This is a genomic window from Acinetobacter pittii (assembly GCF_034064985.1).
GTDB classification, from domain to species: Bacteria; Pseudomonadota; Gammaproteobacteria; order Pseudomonadales; family Moraxellaceae; genus Acinetobacter; species Acinetobacter pittii_H.
Window position 1 is genome coordinate 1,859,215 of record NZ_CP139249.1, and the last position, 20,851, is coordinate 1,880,065.

Sequence of the window (20,851 nt, forward strand, 5' to 3'; positions counted from 1 at the left end):
GTACTACGCAACATCTCATAAAGGTGATGTGTAGTTCACTAGGGTAAATATAAAAGTGTAATGACAACTTATAGGAAGCTTTCTAGAGAATTACTCTAGCTAAGATTAGAAATAGGGTTCAGTCAGTTTAAGTTATTAAGAGCGCCAAGGCCTAGTAAGTTGCTTGACCAACAGATGCAGTTGAAGAAGCTTTTAATAATTCAGTGTAGTGACGCGTAAAGAACTAGCTACAACACAGAGCAGAAAATTTCATATAAAATACAATTTTTTAATCAATAACTTGTAGTTGCTGTTAATAAGCCATTAGGATTGATATGAGTGGAAACCTTAAACCAGCACATGCTGGTTATCGTTATCAAGATATTATTACTGCATATTTTTTTGTATTAGGTATTATTGAGAAATTTGATTCCGTTACTGTCGATAAGAAACAATTAGATGATGATAGATTTGATGACTTACAAATTATAAAAAAAGATGGATTTAAAACTAAAATTCAAATCAAACATAGTACAGATGCTAATAAGCCACTTGCTCTCTCTGAATTTACTAATAAAACTAGTGCAAACTTAACTATTGATAGACTAATTTTAACAAATAAATTAGCTACTGAACCAGCAGATGAATATCGCCTATGTGCTACTTGGAATGCTCCATTAATTGAAGATAAATATCACGACTGTTTAATAGAGATAGCAGGAAATCCTATTTTTGATACTATTCATTCAAAAATATATCGATTAGATTATGAAAAAATATGGCCTCAAAATCAGACTCCTTTATGGAAGCCACTAAAAAATCGAACAGATTTTAATAGATCAGACTTTATCGAGTTTTGTAAAAAATTTGTTATCGAGCTTGAGCTACCTCATGCATCAAGCGATTTATTTTCACCTAGTCGTGTTGAAACTGAATTATTAACGCTCTTACATGAGAAGATAGGGATTGGCCAATATCCTAATAGTGAGCGTAAAGTAGAGGATGTTGCAGCATTAGCAATCGCACTTGCAACGTGGGCAAGAGCTAATGAATCCAAACTTGATACTCAAGAGATTGTTAAGCATCTTGAAATAAGAACAGATTTTGGCAGAGTTTCACAAGCTTTTCCATTAGATAAAAAATATTTTTATGATCGTCCTATTTTTAGAGAAAACATTTTAAAATTAGATAACGACAAAAAATTCCATATTTTGATTGGACCTCCAGGTTCAGGGAAATCATGGGAATTAACAAATTTGTCAGAAATTTTAAAAGAAGATGCAATTGTTGCACGACATTACTGTTATCTATCCCCTAATGATGAAATATCTGAAAGAAGGGTTACTACAGATGTATTCTTTGCTAATTTATTAGCTGAATTACAAGATTCAATTAATACACCATTCAGTTCAAAGATTGGACTTTCGGCAGATATTTCAAATTTTGAAAATGCCTTAAATGAATTAGCTTCTCGGAGTGAGAAGGTTATTTTAATTATTGATGGTTTAGATCATATTTCTAGAGTTAAGTCAGCATCATCTAATCTGAATGATAATGAAACTGATATAATAGAAAGACTAGCATCTTTAGATATTCCAAATGGGATAAAGCTTATATTAGGAACACAACCAGGAGAACACTTAGACCCAATTTTAAAACGAAGGGAAGATGATGTTTCAACTTACTATATACCTGATTGGACTCTTCAAGACACAATTGAACTATGTAAGCTACATGAATTAGACACTCTATTTTCAGAGCATGGTATTGAAAATCATAATGAAATATTTAGTCTAGTTGCCCAGAAAGCCAATAGCATACCTCTATATGCAAGGTATTTATGTAAAGGGATAATTTCTAATTTAAAACAAAATCCGACTGAAAAACCTGAAGATTGGTTAAACCAACTGCCAATTATTAATGGTGATATTAAAGTCTATTACAAATATTTATATGAAAAAATTTCAGATGAAGGTCGTTTCGTTGCAGATTTATTTGCAGTAATAGAATTTTCTATTACTGAAGGTGAACTTAAGGAAATGTATCCTCGCCACCAAGCACGTCATGTATCTGCTGCCCTAAAGGTATTTGAACCTGTATTTGTCCAAATTGAAGCCCAAGGTGGACTTAGAGTATTCCATGAAAGTTTCCGGCGATTTATTAGAGAAGAGCTAAAAGAACAAGGGATTAATTTAGTAGATATTTTAGATCCAGTGATTGATTGGATGAAGGATAAAGGTTTCTATGAAAATGCTAAGAGCTATCGGTTTTTGTTATCTGCCTTAAAAAATGCAAATAAATCGAATGAGATTTATGACTTAGTTTCATTTGATTTTGTATCTACAAGTATTAATTATGGCCATACTGTAGATGCTATTCAAAATAATATTGCAATCACAGCCAATATTGCTTCATACGATCAAAATTGGGCAATATTAGTTAGATGTAATGAGTTACGTCGGGCTCTTCATACATATGAGCAAGAGCGATTAGGAGGCAAAGATTATTGGTTAACATATGGTAGGCTTTTTGGTCATCAAGCTTTATCCGAAAGATTACTTTTTGATGGTCGACCTACATTAGATTATTTAAATGGCATGCAAGCTTGTTTGATTGTTGATGATATGGGAGGTATCGCTCCATGGAGAGAATACATTAATCTTGAAATGTCTTATGAGGATGGAACTTATTTATCTGACTACTTTGATCATTTAACACAGTTAAAAACTTCTGAAGAAAATACCTTAGCACTAGTACAAGCTTACTTAAGTCTAGGTTTAGGTTTAGGTTTTAAAATATTAAGAAAAATTTTAAATTATTTAAATCAATTTAAAAGAAATCAAGATATTCCTGTTTATTTTATTAAGTGTTTAGCATGCCGATTATTAAAGAATAATTTAACTAAAACGGTAATAAGATTAGCTGAAAAATTTAGAAATTATGAGAATCGAAGTTTAATTTCATATGGATTATATTGGGGCTTATCTGATTTCTATCATCAACAACATGCACACTCCTATGCGAGAGAATATGCTGAATGTGCATTAAAGCTCACAACGTCACCTATTCTGGTTTCACAATTATTAGATTATGGAATAAATTTAAATAATCTAGTCATTGATGGAAGAAAAATTTTTTCTATAAATTTAGGTTTTGATGGTCATCCCGAAAAAAATAATTTGAAATTATGGGTAGCTACAATCAGGATATTAGCTCATTCCGATCAACTTGATAAAGTATTAAATCGAGAACTTAGAAGAATTCGAGGTACAGGGTGGTATCGATGCTGGTTAAAATTTGTTATTAATGTATTTTGTGCAGAAAAAGCAGAAGATTATAATATCAAAGAAGTTTTTAATATTCTTTTGGAAGAAAGTCATCCATTTGTGGGTAGGCCAAGAGCATGTGATCTATATGCAATTCATGGGACTATCAGCTATACAATAGGGTTAGGATTAAGATTAGTAAAAACTGAAGAAGAATGGGCACATATCTTAGAAGTACTCAAACAAGTTAATTTAAATACCACAACAAGACTTGATAGAGAAGTTAATGGACCAGTTTCAAGTGATGTTATTTTTAATCTACTTGAACCTTACTCCAATATCGAAAATATCAATAGGTACATATTGGAAGCTTTAAAAGCTGAAATTGAGCATGTTGAAAGTAATGGAACATATTACTCAACTCATGCTGAACTAAAGTTGAAATATTCTCAAATCCTTTTTAATAATAATAAGCCAGAAGCTTATGAAGAATGGAAAGACATAGGCATATATCTAACTAGCTACGGTTTTAGGAAGGATATAACGCTTTTTGAGATAATTGATACTGTTTCTGTAATTACTCATGAATCTAGGGAAGCATGTTTAATAGCTTTAGAAAAATTACAGCCACTAATTTCATCTGTATTAAGACATACAGATGGTAGAAGTACTAAGCATACACCAAATCGTTGGTTTAAAGAGCTGTTGGATATATATCCTGAAGCTGCTTTAGATGTGTTAGCAAGAACAATTGTTGAGGAAAACTTTCATGAAAGTTGGCCAACTATTGAGGCGCTTAAATTAGTTGCTAATAAGCTATTAGATCAAGCAAATCCGTTAATAATTGATAGCTTATGGCAAACTATACCTTTTGAAATTGAATATGAAAATGATGATCTTACAGCAGTAAAAGAACGTCTAGAATGCACTTTGAAATTAAATACTCTCTATCCTCAATTTGTAGAAAATAGACTCCATTTATTGGCTGCCCAAGTTTCTAATGATGTTTACAAATATAATGAAGCTGCCATTAAAGAATTAGAAGTAGTTTCCAATAATCTTGGTTATCCGATTAAATGTCAGATTAAACCTAAAAAGACTTCTAGCTCAACCAATTATTCACGAAGGGATTCACTATCTAAAGTTAATCCTGATTATATTTATCCTGAAATAGTTCCACATCCACCAGAGGATGCCACTCTTGGAGATATAATTAAATGTATTAGACTTATTGAAAAAACAAAGAATAAAAATTATCAAAAACTTAATGTCTATCTTTCATATAAATTGCAAGAGCTAAGTATAGAGGGGAATAGAAATGATGCCGAAAGAATTCTCTTCTTCTACGGCCGAGAAGTTTTTTCATGGTCGGAAGATCACCCTTTAGCTAGCCTAGCCCAATGCCTTGAAAATGCTGGGCTCTCCGACTTAGCAGCTATTGCCTATACTCTGTCTTATATGAAATCTAGAGGGAATGGAGGATGGAGTAGTATTGGCGGTTCTAAGCAGAAAAATTTATTACTAACTGCTAAAAGTCTTAATGAGGATTTAACAACAAAGGTATTTTCAGAAGAATTAGGAAGAAGATTAAAATATACAGATTATGGTGCAGGTATTACGCAAAGTTTGATCGAAAGATTGAGAGATTGGGGGTATTACACTGAAGCAATTGATTGTTGGCATGAGGCTTTTAGCGTCATAGAACATCGTCTAACTTTAACTAAAATCTCTCATTATTTTGCTGAATATAGATCTTCTGATCCAATTGGACATGATATAGATGAGAGTTTAATTTTAATAATTTTATTGAGATTATCTGAACCCAGAAAATCTAGAAAACTTGCAACATTAACAAGTTTTACTAGCATTTTAAAATATTTACCTAATCTTTTATCTAAACCATTAACATGGTTTGCTTGTAATAGCACGCCTACCTCATCATTACTGCTAATTTTAGAAATTATATTCCTGCTTGAAGATAAACCGTTTACTTTGAGTAAAGGGATTAAGGATACATTAGAAATATATGCAAATTCTTCTATATGGGGGGCCCAAGTCATAAGCCGTTCTTTATTAGATAGAGCAGGACTAAGTTATGAGGCTTATAACAATATAAATGGTTATTCTGGAAGCAACTCTCAGACCTATTTACCTAATCCATATATTATGCAATTAGATCCAACTAAGAGCTTAGAAACTTTAAGCTTATATGTTCCTAGTTTGCCTTCAGAAATAGAGTCTTTTCTAGATGCAGAATTGAAGAAAAATTTCAATATGGAATTAATGAGTGAAACTATTGAACTCATTTATGGGAGATCAAGAGATGTTATTCCTCCTGTAGATGGACTTACTTGGAGAGAAGAACTATTTATTGCAGAGTTGAACAATTGTGGGCAAGCCCTTCAACAAGATTTAAAAGCAGAAGGTCTATGGTCATTAGAAGCAGAAGAACAGCTCGTTTTCCATATGTTACCTAATATAGAGTCACATTTAGGAATTTATCAAAGTCGGGTAACAAGACCAGCGTTACCCCTTCCAAATGAGCTAACAAATGGAATAAGTCCTATTACTATTGTTAAGAATGATCCAAAGTATGAAAATTGGGTACAGTTAGCTTGTATGGAAACTCAATATATTAATGAAGAACATAGTTTTTCAAGACCTAATAAGTTGATTAAGAATATATCTGGGCTTTCATTAATATCTCAATTATCTAGTCTTCCTCAGAATTTTATGCCAGTGAAAGACGGTATTGAAAATTTATGGTGGACAAAAAATGGTGAAATAATGATCCATTTGGGAGGGGGATTGACTTCTCTAGTTGGTGTATCAATTTCCACTGATATGTTAGGCAAAGACTTTATATTTACTCCACCTGTTGAACTGTTATTAATTACTCCTGATTATATGCCTGCAGATTTTAATGAGAAACTTTGCCTAAAAGATTCTCAAGGACAAGAATTTCTTAGATTGAGATCATGGGAAGTACGTGAAGAGCAAATAAGCTCTGAGACATACACGCTAAAAGGTATGGACTTAATAGTACATCCTGAAATATTTGCTAAACTTAACATAATGTACAACTCAAGTTTAGTTAATTATCAGTTTATACAGAGCATTGATATTTAATTTTGTAGTGAATGAATTGTCTTACCAATAGAACGCTTACGAACGAAATATATAGCTAGTTTAGACTATTTAAGTCAGATACTTTTATTTACGTTAAAGCAATTTAAAAAGCCCTGAGTCTACAGGGCTTTTCATTTAAGTTTTACTTTAATGATTCTGGTACATAATTTGGTGAATCAGTACCATAAAATGACTCAATATCTGCATCATACAAAGACTTATATCTATCTTTTGATGCGACATCTTTAGTCTCATCAATAAATTTCTGTATTTTAGCTTTATAGTCAGTGTGACCAGCTTTATACATTTCAGTTAAATATACAAATTCGGCGTCTCTGTACTGGGGATCATTTTTGTTAGATGATTTAGTTAATTCGGTTTGTATGAGTCGGGCTGAAGCTTCGTGACACTGTTGAATTTTTACTTTGGCCTCATTTAATTTTTCAAGCAATGTACATCTGAACATTACCCGTTGAGGCAAGGGTTTCTCTTTGATCTGTTGCTCATTTAACTCATAAGCCTCTTTGTACATACCAGACAGCATATAAATATTCATCAATGCCATTTCTCTTTGTTTCTTGGCAGTAACTTTCTTAATTTCAGGTATTAAAGGTGCTAAAGTTTGTTTTATCTTTTCATCTTCACCAGACATTACAACTTCATTTGTAATTGTTTCATATCTATCTAAAATTGCTTTATCACTTTCGGATAATTCCGTTTTTACGTTTTGAGAACTGCTTTTCGCAGTAGTATCTATCTTTGTTTGTTCATTTGATGCCTTGCTACAAGCAGTAACTCCAAATACAGAAATGAGAACAATAGTACTGATTAATTTTCTATTCATGATTTACGTCGAAAAATGAGATCTTAAATTTGTCATGAGGACACCTGTAAATTAGCAGGGAATGTCGCCTATGGATTGCTATTTAAGAACTAAGGATTGGGCAGCTATATTTTTTAGGTATTTCGGTACTCTAGATATCGTAAGTTTATTAATGGCTAATAATAAATCTTGATCAATGCTATTGAAGCCATATGTGTGACAAATATTCATACAAAGATAGTTGAATAATTGAGCCGTAACTTCAGCATCTGCTTCTGCGCGATGAGCTGTGCCATTAAACTTAATATTAAATAAGTCTGCCATTGCCCCAAGTCGATAACTGGGTTGATGAGGTAAAATACGGCGAGCAAGTTTCAAAGAACAAATGAGTCCATTGTGTGATGGACTTAACTCCTGTCGAATACTTTCTGCTTTTAGGAATTTCTCGTCAAATCCTGCATTGTGAGCAAGTAAAGGATCTGTTCCAATAAAGTCCAATAGAGAAGGAATGACTTCTTCCACTAAAGGAGCATGATTAACCATATCTTGAGTAATACCAGTCAACTTTGTGATGTAGTATGGAATATTTACACCACAGTTTATTAATGAAACAAAACGTTCTGTGATTTCACCTTCTACAATACGTAAAGCCGCGACTTCTGTAATACGATCACCAGCCTCAGGGCTGACTCCTGTGGTCTCGAAATCAAGTACAATGATTGGCGAAACATTCATAAAACGCTTTCTCTATTAGAAATTAGGTATTAAGAGCACAACACTTTTCATCATAATAGCTTTAAGTCAAAGATAGCACTAAGTTAACTTATCTTAATATTGAAATGATATTAGTAAGTAATATGTTCAGCTGTTAGGTTATGCCGAGCACAGCTCATTTACACGGGCTTATAAAGAGTGGTCGGGTAAAATACCACAACAAGCCCGCGAGGAAATGAATAACTGAGGGTAGAGCTTCTTAAAATAAGATGTGTACATGTTTTGAGTATTCATTCATCATTTAACGCACATTCAAAATTACTTGGGTTTTCTTTACATCTCACTTTTTTCAAAAAATTCATCATTTTAGGGTCATAGATACCAGCCTTGGTTAGCTGTATGCGTGCTTCTCGCATCATTTTCATATAATTCAATTGTTCATTTTTAGGAATATCCATCCAATACTTTGAAGGAATATCAGTTTCATATTTAGCAATAATGCCAAAAGTTCTATTTAATTGGCTTGCTACCCAAGTTCGCGACTTTTGTCCAAAACCTGCTGGAAACTGGTCCTTACGAATAATGAAGTTTGCTGAAATTTGAGTCAAAGGAAAACGAATGATTGCTCCTTTCTCACCTAAACCTTTGTGTAGTTCAAAAGGTTTAAATGCCACAATAGGAGCGGGCACAATATCAATTTCATGGTTATTAAACTTCGCACCAGCATTGGTCACATCTACAGATACAGCCTGACCTCCAACATGTTGAACAAGCTTGGGTTGGGCTTCATCATATTTAAATACCCCAATTTTTTTACCAGCAGCCTTCGCGAGTGTATTTATACTTCTATCATTTACAAATAAATATGCAGGGCCAATTGTCCCTAAGCCAGCAATTTCGTAAGGGCCTACCACCATATTTTTTGCGGCCATTGGTGAAGACAACAGCTTATAGGCATTAATTGCCGTTTTCATATTTGTTAATGCGCCAACCGCATCTAAAGATCCTGTATATTTATTAAATTGACGGCCACGTAAACCACTAATAATAGCCCCATCACATTTTCCAACTTTTAAGTCTTCAGCCGCAACGCGCTCATCAACATATGCTTTTAAAGATAGATCAGCTCCCCAATTTTTGGCTTCAAGTGCATAGTCTTTGGCTAAAGCGAAAGCATCTCCTGACTTACCAATGGGGTCAAACACACACACGACTTGTTGCTTGGCATAAAGAGTTGTTGTTAAACATGTGCTTGCAATAAGTAAAATAGTTTTAAAACGATCCATATTTAATTATCCATTATTTAAATTATAAAAACGATTTTATAAATCTTGATTAGATTAGATATGACATTTCAATAAGAATTTAAAGAGAAAAGGTCAAAAGACAGCTTTGGTTCAGGAAGTCATTTAATGATTTATTAGAGTGTTTAATGTCCGATTTGCGGACAAAAATCTCATAAATCGGTATTTTCTCTATTCTTTTTATATCCTTAAATAAACTTAAAAATTAGTTTATCCATTCCACAATGGAGATTAATTTATGGAAATCTTAAAAACAAAAATTGCAATTACGGGTTCAGAACTAACGGGCATACCCAATAGTGAAATAGAGAATTTTGCAAGTAGCGCAAGACATCGTATAGATCTGTTTAAGTGTATCAAGAGTAATAAAACTGTAGGCAATGGATAGACCTCAGTACTCAAACATTTGATGCAAATAGATCAACAAGAAGATTAGAAAACGATTATTAGAATTTGAATGATTTTTGGAGTTAACAATGAGTTTTAAAAAAGGATTTTTAGTGCTTAGCCTAGGTTTGCTCTTTATAAACTTGGGATGTACAGACAATGATAGTACTGATATTAGTAGTGCTGAAAGTATTTATATTAATGGAAAGATTTATACCGCTAAAGATAAAGATTCTTTACAACAGGCTATCGCCGTTGCCCATGATGGAACCATCTTAAAAGTAGGTAGTAACGAAGAAATCAAAAAACTTGCAGATAGTCATACGCAAGTTTTTGATCTGGACCATAAAGTTTTAATACCAGGATTAATTGATAGCCATATTCATGCTTTAGCTTCTGGTGTTGAGGCTGTATTAGCAACCATGGATAGCGGCGATACCTCCATAGATATTTCCAGAGTAGAAGCAAAACTTAAACAAGCTAGCCTTGATGGTACGGGTGTTGCTGGAGATGTTTTATTTTTAAATGGTTTGTCGTCAGAATATTGGGAATTGGCTGACCAACTATCGAATGTATTTAATAATAATGAATGGAAAGATCGTCCAATTGCTTTAGTCGGCAGTGACCATCATACAGCTTGGGCAAACCAAGCACTCCTTAAGAAAGCTGGTATAGACGCAAACTTTATTCAGCAATTAAGCCCAGAGGATCAGCAAAACATTGCACATAATGATAAGTTCGAACCCACTGGATTTGTGGTCGATTCAGGCTGGGATATGGTGAGTGATAAAATTCCATCTGTATCACACGAACTACTTTATAAAGGCTCTAAAGAAGCGGTCAAATACTATAATAGTTTGGGCTTAACGGCATGGATGGACATTGCTGCAAATGCTAGTCCCAATAAAGGAATTACTAATATTAAAAATACAGAGGAAACCCTAGGGATGATTCCAATGTATAAAGAATTATCTCAGAAAGGAGAGTTAACAGCGCGAGTTTCAGGGTTGCATGTCATTAACTCAAAAAGTACACCTCAGGTGTTTAACATCATTGAGTCAATCAATAGCAAATATAAAAATATAGATAACTTTAATTTAATTGGTATAAAAGTCTTTGCGGATGGGGTATTAGAGTTTCCAGCCCAATCGGCTGCATTACTTGGTCGTTATTCTAATAGTAATAAACAAGGGACTTTGTTATTTGACCCCAATACTTTTAAGTTAGTTGTTGATGAAGCTGATAAGCGAAATATGTTGGTTCATATCCATGCTGTTGGTGATCGAGCTGTACATGAATCTTTAATTGCATTTGAATATGCTCGTTCAAAGCGTCAGAGCAATGTCCCTCATAGCATTACTCATCTTCAGCTCGTAGACCCTAAAGACTATAAGCGCTTTAAACAAAATAATGTGATTGCCTCCATGCAATTGGCGTGGGCCTATGAAGACAGTTTTAACAAAGAATTGGTAAAACCTTATATAGATGCTACTTCTTATAAGGGCATGTATCCAGCACATTCATTGTTAGTTAACGGCGCAACCATTGCGGGCGCAAGTGATGCACCAGTTTCAACAGCCAATCCTTTTGTTGCTATGGCGACAGCAATTACCAGAAAAGGTAATGAAGGCGAAGTTTTAAACCCAGCAGAAGCAATCGACCGAGATACAGTATTTAAGGCTTATACGATTAATTCGGCAAAAGCGCTTTATTTGGATAAAAGCATCGGCACGCTCGAACCGGGCAAAAAAGCCGATATGATTGTTGTAGATAGAGATATTTTTAATGTTTCACCTGAACAGTTGGCTGAAACAAAAGTGGTATGGACCATTTTTAATGGAAAGAAAGTTTATCAACAATAAACTCGTTATTTAGAGTTTGAGGTGAGCTGAAGAAAAATCAGCTCACTTGCTGGCTCAAACATAAATTTTAGAATTTAAGCATTTTGAGCTATACCATGATGAGTGTAATAGGCTCTAACTATATTAAATAAAATCAATTGACCAATAACCAAAATACAGCCCATGATCCCAATAGCTTCAAAGCTAATATATTGAACTAAAGTCCCCGCTAATATTGGTCCTAAGGCTGCACCGAACATTAACATGGCAGGGGTTCCGGCAACAGCTCGGCCTGTTGGCTCAAGTCTGGCGAGTAATCCAAAAGCATACGTATGAGTAAATAAAATAGTGAAAACCATACATGACCCAGCCACCGTATAAAGAAAATAGTTATGACTATGGGTAAGCACTAATGAAAATATGGCTTGAAAGATGGGACCAATACAAATAACGGCGAGTGGATTAAAATACTTTTGAGTGAAAGCCGCGATCGGCGCTGGAAAAATAGAAACAATACCGTAAATAATTAATGTCAGTGCAACAGAACTTTCTCCAAAACCACGTGCAATTCCAATACGTTCATAAAAGCTGACATTCATAGAATTTGTCATGGCTAATAAAGATATTCCAAAAATACAGCACCAAATATATTTTGAAAATTTAGGACGATGGTACGATTCAAATTGAATATTGTCCTGTTTTTTATTGACTTGGGGATAGAATAAAAAAGCAATAAACGCTGCAACAGCCATAATTGAGGCAAGAATCAAAAATAGTGTAGAGCCGCCAAAATTCCTAATTAAATTTAAAGAACCTGCTAAAAATAAAATAGCAAAAATACCAAGTGCTAGACCGGCAAATCCAAATATTCTATGAGGATTTATACTTCTTCCCATAGTGCCATGAGTGAAGCTCAAGGCAAGGCCTGCAGAAAAGCCACCTACCAGATGTAATATTGCTAATACTGAAAAATGAGTATTTTTTGAGGCTAAGTAAAAAGCACAGCAAGCAGAAAGGAATCCAATAAAAACGGGCCATTTAGGATTAAAACGGTTAAAAATAGGCGCAAATATTAAACTTGCAAGCATTGCTCCTAATAAGAACAGGGTGACTAGGCCACCCGCTTGTTGAAAACCAAAATGATAATTCGCAATGAGTGTGCCTATCCAGATTGGTAAGGCAACCAAATCAACCATACCTGCACAGTGAGACGTCATGAGCGCAAGCATTCCTCGCTTACTTTCGATTTTATGCATCATCCTTATTCCTTTAAATAATCCCTTTAAAGATTAGATTTTTCCTTAGTCCATCATTGTATGAGTGGACAAAAAACATCCTAAATAAAAGATAAGATGAAACATGTTGATGTGTCAACAATAATTGTTGACACATCAACGAAATTTGTATTTTAATAATTCCAGATGAATTAGAAGCCTTCGAGTTTTTAGTTTGAAGTTTCTCAAATGGAGTTGAATGCATGAACATTCTTGGTTTAGAAAGTCTGGTTTTTGGAGTATTAGACTTAGATGCGTGTCACCAGTACTTGCTAGATTACGGTTTAAATCTTGTTGAAAAAAATGAACGTGGGGGAATTTACGAAGCTTTAGATGGCGGTACTATTGTTTTTAAATTAGATACAGACCCATCTTTACCAAAAGCGAATGCTCCAGCACCTAATATCCGTGAAACAGTGTACGGCGTTGCTGATCAAAATGAATTAGACCTTATTGCAGCAGAACTTTCTAAAGATAGAGAAGTGAATACTGACGATGAAGGAACAATCCATTCTTTTGATGATAGTGGATTTGCAATTGCATTTCGTATTACACGTAAACGTAAAATAGTTGCCCCTCATGTAGGGATAAATGTACCGGGTCAAGAACCTGGGCGTGCCATTAATGAATGTGGCGTATTGCTTGAAGATCATAGTAAAACACCACGATCTCTTTCTCATGTCGTTTATTTCGTTCCAGATCATAAAAAGGCTGAAGCTTTTTATGCCGATCGACTCGGTTTCATCACGACTGATCGTTTTATCAATATTGGACCTTTTATGCGTCCAGCTGGCTTAAATGAACACCATTCTTTATTTCTAATTCAAAGCTTTAATCCACATATGGTGGGTGTAAATCATTTTACTTTCCATTTTGGATCAGGTTATGAGGTTTTAAGAAATGGTTGGGAATTTGCTCAGAAAGGATATAAGAGCTTCTGGGGACCAGGCCGCCACATTATGGGAAGTAATTTCTTTTGGTATTTCAATAGCCCATTTGGTGGAACGATGGAGTTTGATGCAGATATGGACTTGCACGATGACAATTGGACACCACGTGCAATGCCAATGGGAAGTGACGCCTCACAAGTCTTCTTATTTGACCAACGTAAAAAATGGTCACCAGGAGAATAATGTCAAATAAAAATATTTTTATCGCAAAAACTTCGGAACTTAGTCAAAGCACTGCGAAAGGAATTTCATTAGACGGAGTAAATGATCAGCTTTTTTTGGTTATGACAGATACAGAAGTAGCGGTATGGGTAAATGACTGTCCACATAACCATCGTCCACTGGAATATCAAAAGGATAAGTTTTTATCGGCTGATGGGAAACATATTGTTTGTTATGCCCATTCTGCACATTTTGACAAAGTTTCTGGAGAGTGTTTTGCAGGCCCATGTAAAGGGAAAAAGTTAAGAAAGATTCAGCATCACGTAATAGATGGTGAGATTTATATTGAATCGAAAAGTTTAATCAATCTTAAGGGTTAAGAGGTTTTTTATGTTTGTTTATTTTCCAAAAAACTATGTTTGGAGTATGTCCACCGTTATTGCTGCAACACATGGTGGAAGTATCGGTGAAATTGATGAGTTTTGCCGTCCATTATTAGAAAAGTCTTCTGATGATGCAGATGTTGGCACTGTCGAGTTTCTTCATGCGTGGATTGGCGGTGCAGATAAGCTGATTAAGATGGCTGAACAAGATCTTGAGAAAAACAGAGAGTTGTCTGCCGCGAAAAAATATTATCGTGCTGCCTTATATTATTTAATTGCAGAGCGTATGCAAGAACAAGGGCATCCTGAACGTTTAAAAGTATATAAACGTTATTTAGAGTTAGCTGAGCTATACCGAAAATATAAGAAAGATGATGTTAAACGAGTAGAAATTCCTTATCAAAATAGCCATCTAAGCGCGATTTATGCAAAAGGAAAAACGACAGATGAAAAGCAGGCCATTGTTGTCATGATGAATGGGCTTGATTCTACCAAAGAATTAATGTCCTACAGCCCTTTAGCTGATGAACTCGTAGAGCGTGGAATATCAGTACTTATGGTTGACCAACCAGGTACAGGAGAGGCGATTCGCTTACAAGATCTACGTGCTGTCTATAACTCTGAAATATGGGCTACTCCCATTGTTGACTGGTTATGTGAACAACCGGAAATTGATCAAAATCGAATTGCTGCTTTTGGTATTTCTTTAGGTGGATATTATTGCCCACGAGCTGTTGCTTTTGAACCTCGCTTTTGTTGTGCAGCAATTTGGGGGGCAAATCATGATTGGCGAGCAGTACAACAAGCTCGTCTAAAACGTGAAGGCGAAAACCCGGTTCCTCATTATTGGAAACATGTGGAATGGGTATTTGGGGCTAAAGACCAGAAAGAATTTTTTGAGATAGCAGAGAACATGCACCTTAATGGAGTTCTTGACCGCATTAAAGTGCCTTTCTTAGTGACTCATGGTGAAAAGGATCGCCAGATTCCATTGAAATATGCTTATGAAACTTATGATCAATTAATTAATTCGCCAGATAAAGAGCTATTGGTTATTGATGATGAGATGGGAGGAGTTGAACACAGTTCAATTGATAATCCATTAAATGCTGGTGCGTATATTGCGGATTGGTTGGCAGAACATTTAGGCGGTAGAACCTCAAAGTAAATTGGAGAAACAATATGACAGGGATCGTAGATATTGCCATTATCGGTGGTGGCATAGGTGGCATGTGCGCAGCTATCCAACTTAAGAAGCTTGGAAAAAACGTATCTTTAATTGAAATTAAAGATACGCTTAAACCTATAGGTGCTGGTATTACCTTAAGTGCGGCAACACTCCGAGCACTTAAAGAAATTGGTGTCGTACAAGAGTTATTTAAAGTATCTGGTCAGTTTTCACAATTCGACATGTACACATCAGATGGACATAAGATTGCCGAAGCACCCATTAAGCCAGCAGTTGGTGCGGAAGATTTAGCCGCAAATAGTATTGGAGTGATGCGCACCAAGTTTGCTGAAGTATTGGAAAATAAATTACGTGAGTTAGGCGTAAACGTTATTTTGGGTACAACTGTAGACAAGTTGGAAAATAACAAAGATTCCGTCAAGGTTCTATTTACGAATGGGCGGGAGCAACAATTTGATTTAGTGATCGGAGCTGATGGCATACATTCAAAAATACGCCATCTGGTCTTTCCTGAATTACCTGAAAGTACCTTTACCCACCAAGGGGCATGGCGAATTGTAGTGCCAAAATATTTTAATAACTTTTCAATGCTGATTGGTAAAACGCTTAAGGCTTCTTTTAGTCCTATTAGTGATTCACAAAGCTATATGTGCGTATTAGACCGTCATGAAAGTGATGATTTTATTGAACAGCATCTATGGCCTGAAAAGTTATCTGGTTTATTAGCTGAATTTGGTAGCGTTGTTCAGGAAGTAAAAGCTGATATCGATCAAGGAAAAATTAAAGCAGAAGATATTCTTTATCGTCCATTACACACCTTACTTGTTGAAGAGTCTTGGCATAAAGGTCGTGTTGTTCTATTGGGTGACGCAGTACATTCCACAACTCCGCATCTTGCCTCAGGAGCGGGACTCGCAATTGAAGGTGCCATCCTTTTAAGTGAAGAGTTAGTAAAAGATCAGCCTTTAGAAGACGCTTTAAATCGGTATCAAGTACGGCACTTTGATCGAGCAAAAATGGTTATTAGTGTCTCGACTCGTCTAGGTGAAATTGAGATGAGTAATGGCTCACCTGTTGAGCATCGAGAGTTGGCAACTAAAGCATTTGAAGCATTAACACAGCCGCTTAAGGCTTAAAACTTAAAACTGGCCCGAAGAAGTGCAAGATCTTTGGGCTAAATTTTTGAAAGAATAGAGGTGAAACATGAAGTTTGCCACATTAAAAAATGGAACTCGTGACGGTCAACTAGTTTTTGTAAGCCGTGATCTAAAATTTGCTCGACCTATTCCAGAATTTGCACAAACCATGCTGCAACTATTAGAACAATGGGATGAGTGGGAAAATGAGCTATATGAAGCTTATGAATTATTTAATGACAACCCTGATCAAAATGGATTTGTATTTGATACACAAAAAACTTTAGCGCCCTTACCACGCTGTTATCAGTTTGTAGATGGCTCTGCTTTTTTAAATCATGGCCGAATTATGAAAGAAGCCTACAAAATTAAAAATGAAGAACCGGAAGGGATTCCGATTTTAATACAACGCCAAAGTGATGACTTCCGCTCAGGTGTAGATGATTATGCTTTTCCTTCGACAAGAGATCTGTGCGATTTTGAAGCAGAATTCGCTGTAGCTGTTTCAGATATTCCAATGGGAAGCTCAAAAGACATAATTAAATCTAGCATCAAGTTAGTCATGATTTTAAATGATGTGAGCATGCGAGGTATTTTAAATCGTGAAATAAAAATGGGATTCGGCTTTATTCAAGCAAAAACCGCCACCATTTTTGCCCCAGTCGCCGTTACACCTGATGAGCTTGGAAAAGCTTGGGAAAATGAAAAAATTGCCTTAAATATTGAAGTTAAACGCAATGATCAGTGGTTTGGAGCACCGAATGGAAAAGAGATGGATTATTCCTTTAGTGATCTTATTTCTCACCTAGTTTATAACCGTAACATTAAGGCGGGTACCATTATCGGGTCAGGCACTGTATCGAATAAAGATGCAAAACATACCGGTTCTGCTTGTCTAGCCGAAAAAATTGCATTGGAAGTGATTGAACATGGGGCAGCCAAAAGTGAATTTATTCAATTTGGTGAAACCATCGAAATTAATGTCTTCGATAAAAGTAAGAAATCAATATTTGGGGCTATTAAAACTAAATTTATTCCTTGTTCATGATGGCTAGTTTAAATGTTAAATAGTATCCCTTAAAAATAATGGTCGCTTAGTTTATAAAAAAGCTTTATAGAATAACTACCTACAAAGCTTTTTTATATTTTACATTTGATCAACTTTGTTACGCAGTTTCTTTAATAAATTGAATAATTGGTCTTTTTCAGACTCTTCCAGTTCTTCAAGAAGTTGCTTCTCTCTCTCAAGTGCAAAATCTGAAGCTATGTCATAAAGCTCTTGTCCAGCTGAAGTTAAGTTAATAACATAGGTGCGTTTATCTTCAGAATGTCCATTAACTTCAATATATTTTTTTTCCTCAAGCTTTTTAACTGTGCGGCTTACCGCTGCCTTATCTAATCCTAAAATATCGCTAATTTTCTGTACTGAACAATCAGAAGCACTGGATAAAACTGAAATGATCCGCCATTCAGTCATCCCGATACCAAATTTTTGTGTATAAGCGGTACTTGATTTCAACATAAGCTTGTTTGCTAACATATTGATTTGTGCTGTTGCATGACGGTCAATATTAATTTTTTGCATTCGATGATCGTAGTAATTAGAGGAGAGAATGAAATTATACAGAATCAATAAATTAAGGATATATTTAACTTTGTAGAAAAATATATCCTTAATATTTATCTTATTTTTAATCTTTATAAGATAGCAACAGCACGCACAAAACCTGCGGAAGCATGTTTAATCTTATAAGGAAAACATGAGACTAAAAATCCATAGTCAGGTAGGCTTTCTAGATTTGCTAATTTTTCCATCTGTCCATAACCGATATCTCGACCAGCTTTATGTCCTTCCCAAATAATAGAAGCATCTTTTGTTTCGGCAAATCTCTCTTTTGTATATTTAAAGGGAGCATCCCAACTCCACGCATCTGTACCAACTACTCGAACGCCTTGTTCTAGCATCCATAAAGTTGCTTCACGACCAATTCCACAACCTTTACCTAAATATTCAGGTTGTCCAAAATAAGCCCCAGCTGAGGTATTAATAAGTACAATATCTAAAGGACTAAGTGTATATCCAATTCTGCTTAATTCTTCTTGCACTTCAGATGCTGATACTACATGCCCATCTGGTTTATTACGAAAATCAAGTTTTACACCTGGTCGAAAACACCAATCTAAAGGTAGCTCATCTATTCCATAAGCAGGTTTTCCGCCATCAGTTGTAGAGCTGTAATGCCAAGGTGCATCCATGTGTGTTCCACTATGCGTGGTAATAATTAAACGCTCTGCGGCCCACGCTTCTTCTCCGGGTAAATCTTTTAACTCTAAACCGGGAAACATAGCCTCCATTTCAGGCCAACCTTCTTGATGATCCATATATTCAATTTTTGGCAATAAAGGAGGAGGGTCTGTATATGGGTTATTCTCTAAAGTAACGGAGAGATCAATATATTTACGATCTTTAAGAAAATTTTCCATAATTTTGTACCTTTGAAAAAATATTAATTCTTTTAAAATTTGATTGCTGCACTTAGCCAGAAAGTTTGACCTTCAGCTTTATTTTCAGACTCCACATCTTTAATCCAGCTCGCACTAACTAATGGGCCTTTTCCATTCATAAATTGATATTGGATAGCGGGCCCAATAGAAAATGATTTCGTTTTTGAATCTTTAATTTCTTGGCCATCTAATTCGTCATTTTCAAGTTGAGTGTAATAATATCCAGTCGCTCCGAAGCGCCATTTATTGCTGTGGTAAGCAAGTAAGTAATCAATGGTCATTTCATTACCCGTTTTGTAATTAGAATCTGAATTTTTCCAGTTGAAATTAACCATCGGACTTATGGCTGCTTCAAGTCCATTTTCAAACTTGTATTTAAGAGCTACGCGTGGTGCGATTGAGAAATAGTGGCCTGCGACATTCACATCATGACTTTTACTATAAGTACCGATGGGTAAAACAAAACCTAAGCCAGCAACCATTTGCCATTGTTTCTGTTGTCCTTTATTCCATTGAAGAATTAATGGCTCAAATAAAACATCTGCAAGTCCATCATCGTTAAGTTTGACATTTCCATATGGTGTTTGAATTTTATTATTTAGATCTACATACGTTCCGATAATCTCAGATATCGTAATATCTGATCCTAAAATCTTCTTATCCCAAGTAGTTGTAAGTCTTAAAGTTTGTGCAGCCACTTTAAGGTCTTGATCATATTTTTTATCACCATTCTGATCATTAAATTGATCCGCCGTAGAATAACTAGAAATAATTTGAAGATAATTTCCAGTAATTGGAGGAAATTCAGCAATAAAAAATTGGGTGGTGCCGCCAGGCAGAGTAGGGTTACCATTTGGCGCTGCCAAAGTCTGTCCTGATGCTATAACTAATGAAAGGCTAGCTATCGCAATGAATGGAGGGTATTTAAAGTGAATATACATTGTTTGTTCCTTGTACAATCCAAACGGTCCGATGTTTGGAGATAATCCTGTCATCTAGCTTTTTTAGAGCAATAAAGGTCCTTATCCATCTTTTAGAAAGATGAAAATAAAAATTAATTAATTTAATAACTTAAATTTTATTTTTCTATGTATTTACCGATCATGAGCATCTCCTATGCGTTTAAATTTCATCCGATAGCTCATTAAATACCCATATTGTTGATATGTCAACAATATGGGTATTCTTTAGTTTAATAGCTCTTATAAAAACCCTTTGGTATTTTCGGTGCAATTATTGCCATTAGGTCGAGAGGTCTAATGAATGACGTGTTCTTCAAAATTGGACTCATTACGATTATTGGTCTATCCGCAAAGAACGCCATCTTGATTGTTGAGTTTGCAAAGATGCTCAAAGAGGAAGGAATGAGTTTGATTGAAGCCACAGTTGCAGTAGCCAAACTTCGTTTACGACCAATCTTGATGACTTCTCTTGCTTTTACATGCGGTGTAATTCCTCTTGTGATTGCAACAGGTGCAAGTTCTGAGACTCAACATGCCTTAGGTACTGGTGTATTTGGTGGCATGATCTCGGCAACGATTCTGGCTATTTTCTTTGTTCCTGTGTTCTTTATCTTCATTTTGGGCGCCGTGGAAAAGCTATCTTCTAAGAAAAAAATCTCATCTTAAGTTAAATGCATCAGGGGAAATACACAATTTCCTCTGATGCTTGATTGAAATTTAAGATTGAAAGAAAAGGATGTCATGCTAGAGCTGTTTTTTAAATCAAGTATTTGAGTGAAAAGGAATAATTTAAAAATATGGTGTGATGAGTAGGCCATGAGCGCCGTGCGATAAATCAAAAAATAAT

The 20,851-nt window shown here is 35.2% G+C and carries 14 protein-coding genes and 2 pseudogenes; 9 read left to right on the forward strand and 7 right to left on the reverse strand.

The window, feature by feature from the left end:
• Nucleotides 1-314: 314 nt before the first annotated feature.
• Complete coding sequence (locus tag SOI76_RS08880; protein ID WP_104078661.1) at nucleotides 315-6,374, forward strand: ATP-binding protein; 6,060 nt, start codon at nucleotides 315-317, stop codon at nucleotides 6,372-6,374.
• Between the two features lie 142 nt (nucleotides 6,375-6,516).
• On the opposite strand, the gene SOI76_RS08885 is transcribed toward SOI76_RS08880, so the two are convergent.
• Together SOI76_RS08885 and SOI76_RS08890 are read right to left on the reverse strand one after the other, a co-directional pair.
• On the reverse strand, nucleotides 6,517-7,218 hold the full coding sequence (locus SOI76_RS08885) for a hypothetical protein (protein ID WP_104078660.1): 702 nt from the start codon (nucleotides 7,216-7,218) through the stop codon (nucleotides 6,517-6,519).
• Between the two features lie 78 nt (nucleotides 7,219-7,296).
• Nucleotides 7,297-7,932: a PolC-type DNA polymerase III gene (locus tag SOI76_RS08890; protein ID WP_104078659.1), complete on the reverse strand. Its 636-nt coding sequence runs from the start codon at nucleotides 7,930-7,932 to the stop codon at nucleotides 7,297-7,299.
• A 130-nt stretch (nucleotides 7,933-8,062) separates the two neighbouring features.
• Here SOI76_RS08890 and SOI76_RS08895 point away from each other — a divergent pair.
• Nucleotides 8,063-8,158, forward strand: a pseudogene (locus SOI76_RS08895) (hypothetical protein); the annotation flags it as partial.
• Nucleotides 8,159-8,201: 43 nt separating this feature from the next.
• Here the strand turns inward: SOI76_RS08895 and adeT1 are convergent.
• Nucleotides 8,202-9,197, reverse strand: a complete 996-nt coding sequence (gene adeT1 / locus SOI76_RS08900) for a putative multidrug efflux protein AdeT1 (protein WP_104078658.1) — start codon at nucleotides 9,195-9,197, stop codon at nucleotides 8,202-8,204.
• Between the two features lie 494 nt (nucleotides 9,198-9,691).
• Between adeT1 and SOI76_RS08905 the strand changes: the two genes are divergently transcribed.
• The gene (locus tag SOI76_RS08905; protein ID WP_104078657.1) at nucleotides 9,692-11,464 is read left to right on the forward strand and encodes an amidohydrolase; all 1,773 of its coding nucleotides are present in this window, start codon (nucleotides 9,692-9,694) and stop codon (nucleotides 11,462-11,464) included.
• A gap of 74 nt (nucleotides 11,465-11,538) precedes the next feature.
• Here the strand turns inward: SOI76_RS08905 and SOI76_RS08910 are convergent, their stop codons facing one another.
• Complete coding sequence (locus tag SOI76_RS08910; protein ID WP_104078656.1) at nucleotides 11,539-12,702, reverse strand: MFS transporter; 1,164 nt, start codon at nucleotides 12,700-12,702, stop codon at nucleotides 11,539-11,541.
• Nucleotides 12,703-12,920: 218 nt separating this feature from the next.
• On the opposite strand from SOI76_RS08910, the gene SOI76_RS08915 reads away from it, so the two are divergent.
• The 5 genes from SOI76_RS08915 (at nucleotide 12,921) to SOI76_RS08935 (ending at nucleotide 17,585) form a co-directional block, all read left to right on the forward strand.
• On the forward strand, nucleotides 12,921-13,850 hold the full coding sequence (locus tag SOI76_RS08915; protein ID WP_104078655.1) for a VOC family protein: 930 nt from the start codon (nucleotides 12,921-12,923) through the stop codon (nucleotides 13,848-13,850).
• Entirely contained in the window at nucleotides 13,850-14,209 is a 360-nt protein-coding gene (locus SOI76_RS08920) for a Rieske (2Fe-2S) protein (RefSeq protein WP_104078654.1), read from the forward strand. The genes SOI76_RS08915 and SOI76_RS08920 overlap by 1 nt, the downstream gene beginning before the upstream one ends.
• Nucleotides 14,210-14,219: 10 nt before the next feature.
• The gene (locus SOI76_RS08925; RefSeq protein ID WP_104078653.1) at nucleotides 14,220-15,380 is read left to right on the forward strand and encodes an alpha/beta hydrolase family protein; all 1,161 of its coding nucleotides are present in this window, start codon (nucleotides 14,220-14,222) and stop codon (nucleotides 15,378-15,380) included.
• 14 nt (nucleotides 15,381-15,394) lie between these two features.
• Nucleotides 15,395-16,537: an FAD-dependent oxidoreductase gene (locus SOI76_RS08930; RefSeq protein ID WP_104078652.1), complete on the forward strand. Its 1,143-nt coding sequence runs from the start codon at nucleotides 15,395-15,397 to the stop codon at nucleotides 16,535-16,537.
• A 67-nt stretch (nucleotides 16,538-16,604) separates the two neighbouring features.
• Nucleotides 16,605-17,585, forward strand: coding sequence for a fumarylacetoacetate hydrolase family protein (locus SOI76_RS08935; protein WP_104078651.1), 981 nt, complete (start codon nucleotides 16,605-16,607; stop codon nucleotides 17,583-17,585).
• Nucleotides 17,586-17,684: 99 nt separating this feature from the next.
• Here SOI76_RS08935 and SOI76_RS08940 read toward each other — a convergent pair whose 3' ends face one another.
• The 3 genes from SOI76_RS08940 to SOI76_RS08950 form a co-directional block, all read right to left on the reverse strand.
• Entirely contained in the window at nucleotides 17,685-18,122 is a 438-nt protein-coding gene (locus SOI76_RS08940) for a MarR family winged helix-turn-helix transcriptional regulator (protein WP_104078650.1), read from the reverse strand.
• 113 nt (nucleotides 18,123-18,235) lie between these two features.
• Complete coding sequence (locus SOI76_RS08945) at nucleotides 18,236-19,021, reverse strand: cyclase family protein (RefSeq protein ID WP_057076305.1); 786 nt, start codon at nucleotides 19,019-19,021, stop codon at nucleotides 18,236-18,238.
• A gap of 32 nt (nucleotides 19,022-19,053) precedes the next feature.
• Nucleotides 19,054-19,983, reverse strand: coding sequence for a transporter (locus SOI76_RS08950; RefSeq protein WP_104078649.1), 930 nt, complete (start codon nucleotides 19,981-19,983; stop codon nucleotides 19,054-19,056).
• A gap of 270 nt (nucleotides 19,984-20,253) precedes the next feature.
• Between SOI76_RS08950 and SOI76_RS08955 the strand changes: the two are divergent.
• A pseudogene (locus tag SOI76_RS08955) lies at nucleotides 20,254-20,670 on the forward strand (efflux RND transporter permease subunit); the annotation flags it as partial.
• Between the last annotated feature and the right edge of the window lie 181 nt (nucleotides 20,671-20,851).

Bases quoted from the DNA above. Each gene is read 5' to 3' on its own strand.
- SOI76_RS08880 (WP_104078661.1), top strand. From the start codon at position 315: ATGAGTGGAAACCTTAAACCAGCACATGCTGGTTATCGTTATCAAGAT.
- SOI76_RS08885 (WP_104078660.1), bottom strand. From the start codon at position 7,218: ATGAATAGAAAATTAATCAGTACTATTGTTCTCATTTCTGTATTTGGA.
- SOI76_RS08890 (WP_104078659.1), bottom strand. From the start codon at position 7,932: ATGAATGTTTCGCCAATCATTGTACTTGATTTCGAGACCACAGGAGTC.
- adeT1 (WP_104078658.1), bottom strand. From the start codon at position 9,197: ATGGATCGTTTTAAAACTATTTTACTTATTGCAAGCACATGTTTAACA.
- SOI76_RS08905 (WP_104078657.1), top strand. From the start codon at position 9,692: ATGAGTTTTAAAAAAGGATTTTTAGTGCTTAGCCTAGGTTTGCTCTTT.
- SOI76_RS08910 (WP_104078656.1), bottom strand. From the start codon at position 12,702: ATGATGCATAAAATCGAAAGTAAGCGAGGAATGCTTGCGCTCATGACG.
- SOI76_RS08915 (WP_104078655.1), top strand. From the start codon at position 12,921: ATGAACATTCTTGGTTTAGAAAGTCTGGTTTTTGGAGTATTAGACTTA.
- SOI76_RS08920 (WP_104078654.1), top strand. From the start codon at position 13,850: ATGTCAAATAAAAATATTTTTATCGCAAAAACTTCGGAACTTAGTCAA.
- SOI76_RS08925 (WP_104078653.1), top strand. From the start codon at position 14,220: ATGTTTGTTTATTTTCCAAAAAACTATGTTTGGAGTATGTCCACCGTT.
- SOI76_RS08930 (WP_104078652.1), top strand. From the start codon at position 15,395: ATGACAGGGATCGTAGATATTGCCATTATCGGTGGTGGCATAGGTGGC.
- SOI76_RS08935 (WP_104078651.1), top strand. From the start codon at position 16,605: ATGAAGTTTGCCACATTAAAAAATGGAACTCGTGACGGTCAACTAGTT.
- SOI76_RS08940 (WP_104078650.1), bottom strand. From the start codon at position 18,122: ATGCAAAAAATTAATATTGACCGTCATGCAACAGCACAAATCAATATG.
- SOI76_RS08945 (WP_057076305.1), bottom strand. From the start codon at position 19,021: ATGGAAAATTTTCTTAAAGATCGTAAATATATTGATCTCTCCGTTACT.
- SOI76_RS08950 (WP_104078649.1), bottom strand. From the start codon at position 19,983: ATGTATATTCACTTTAAATACCCTCCATTCATTGCGATAGCTAGCCTT.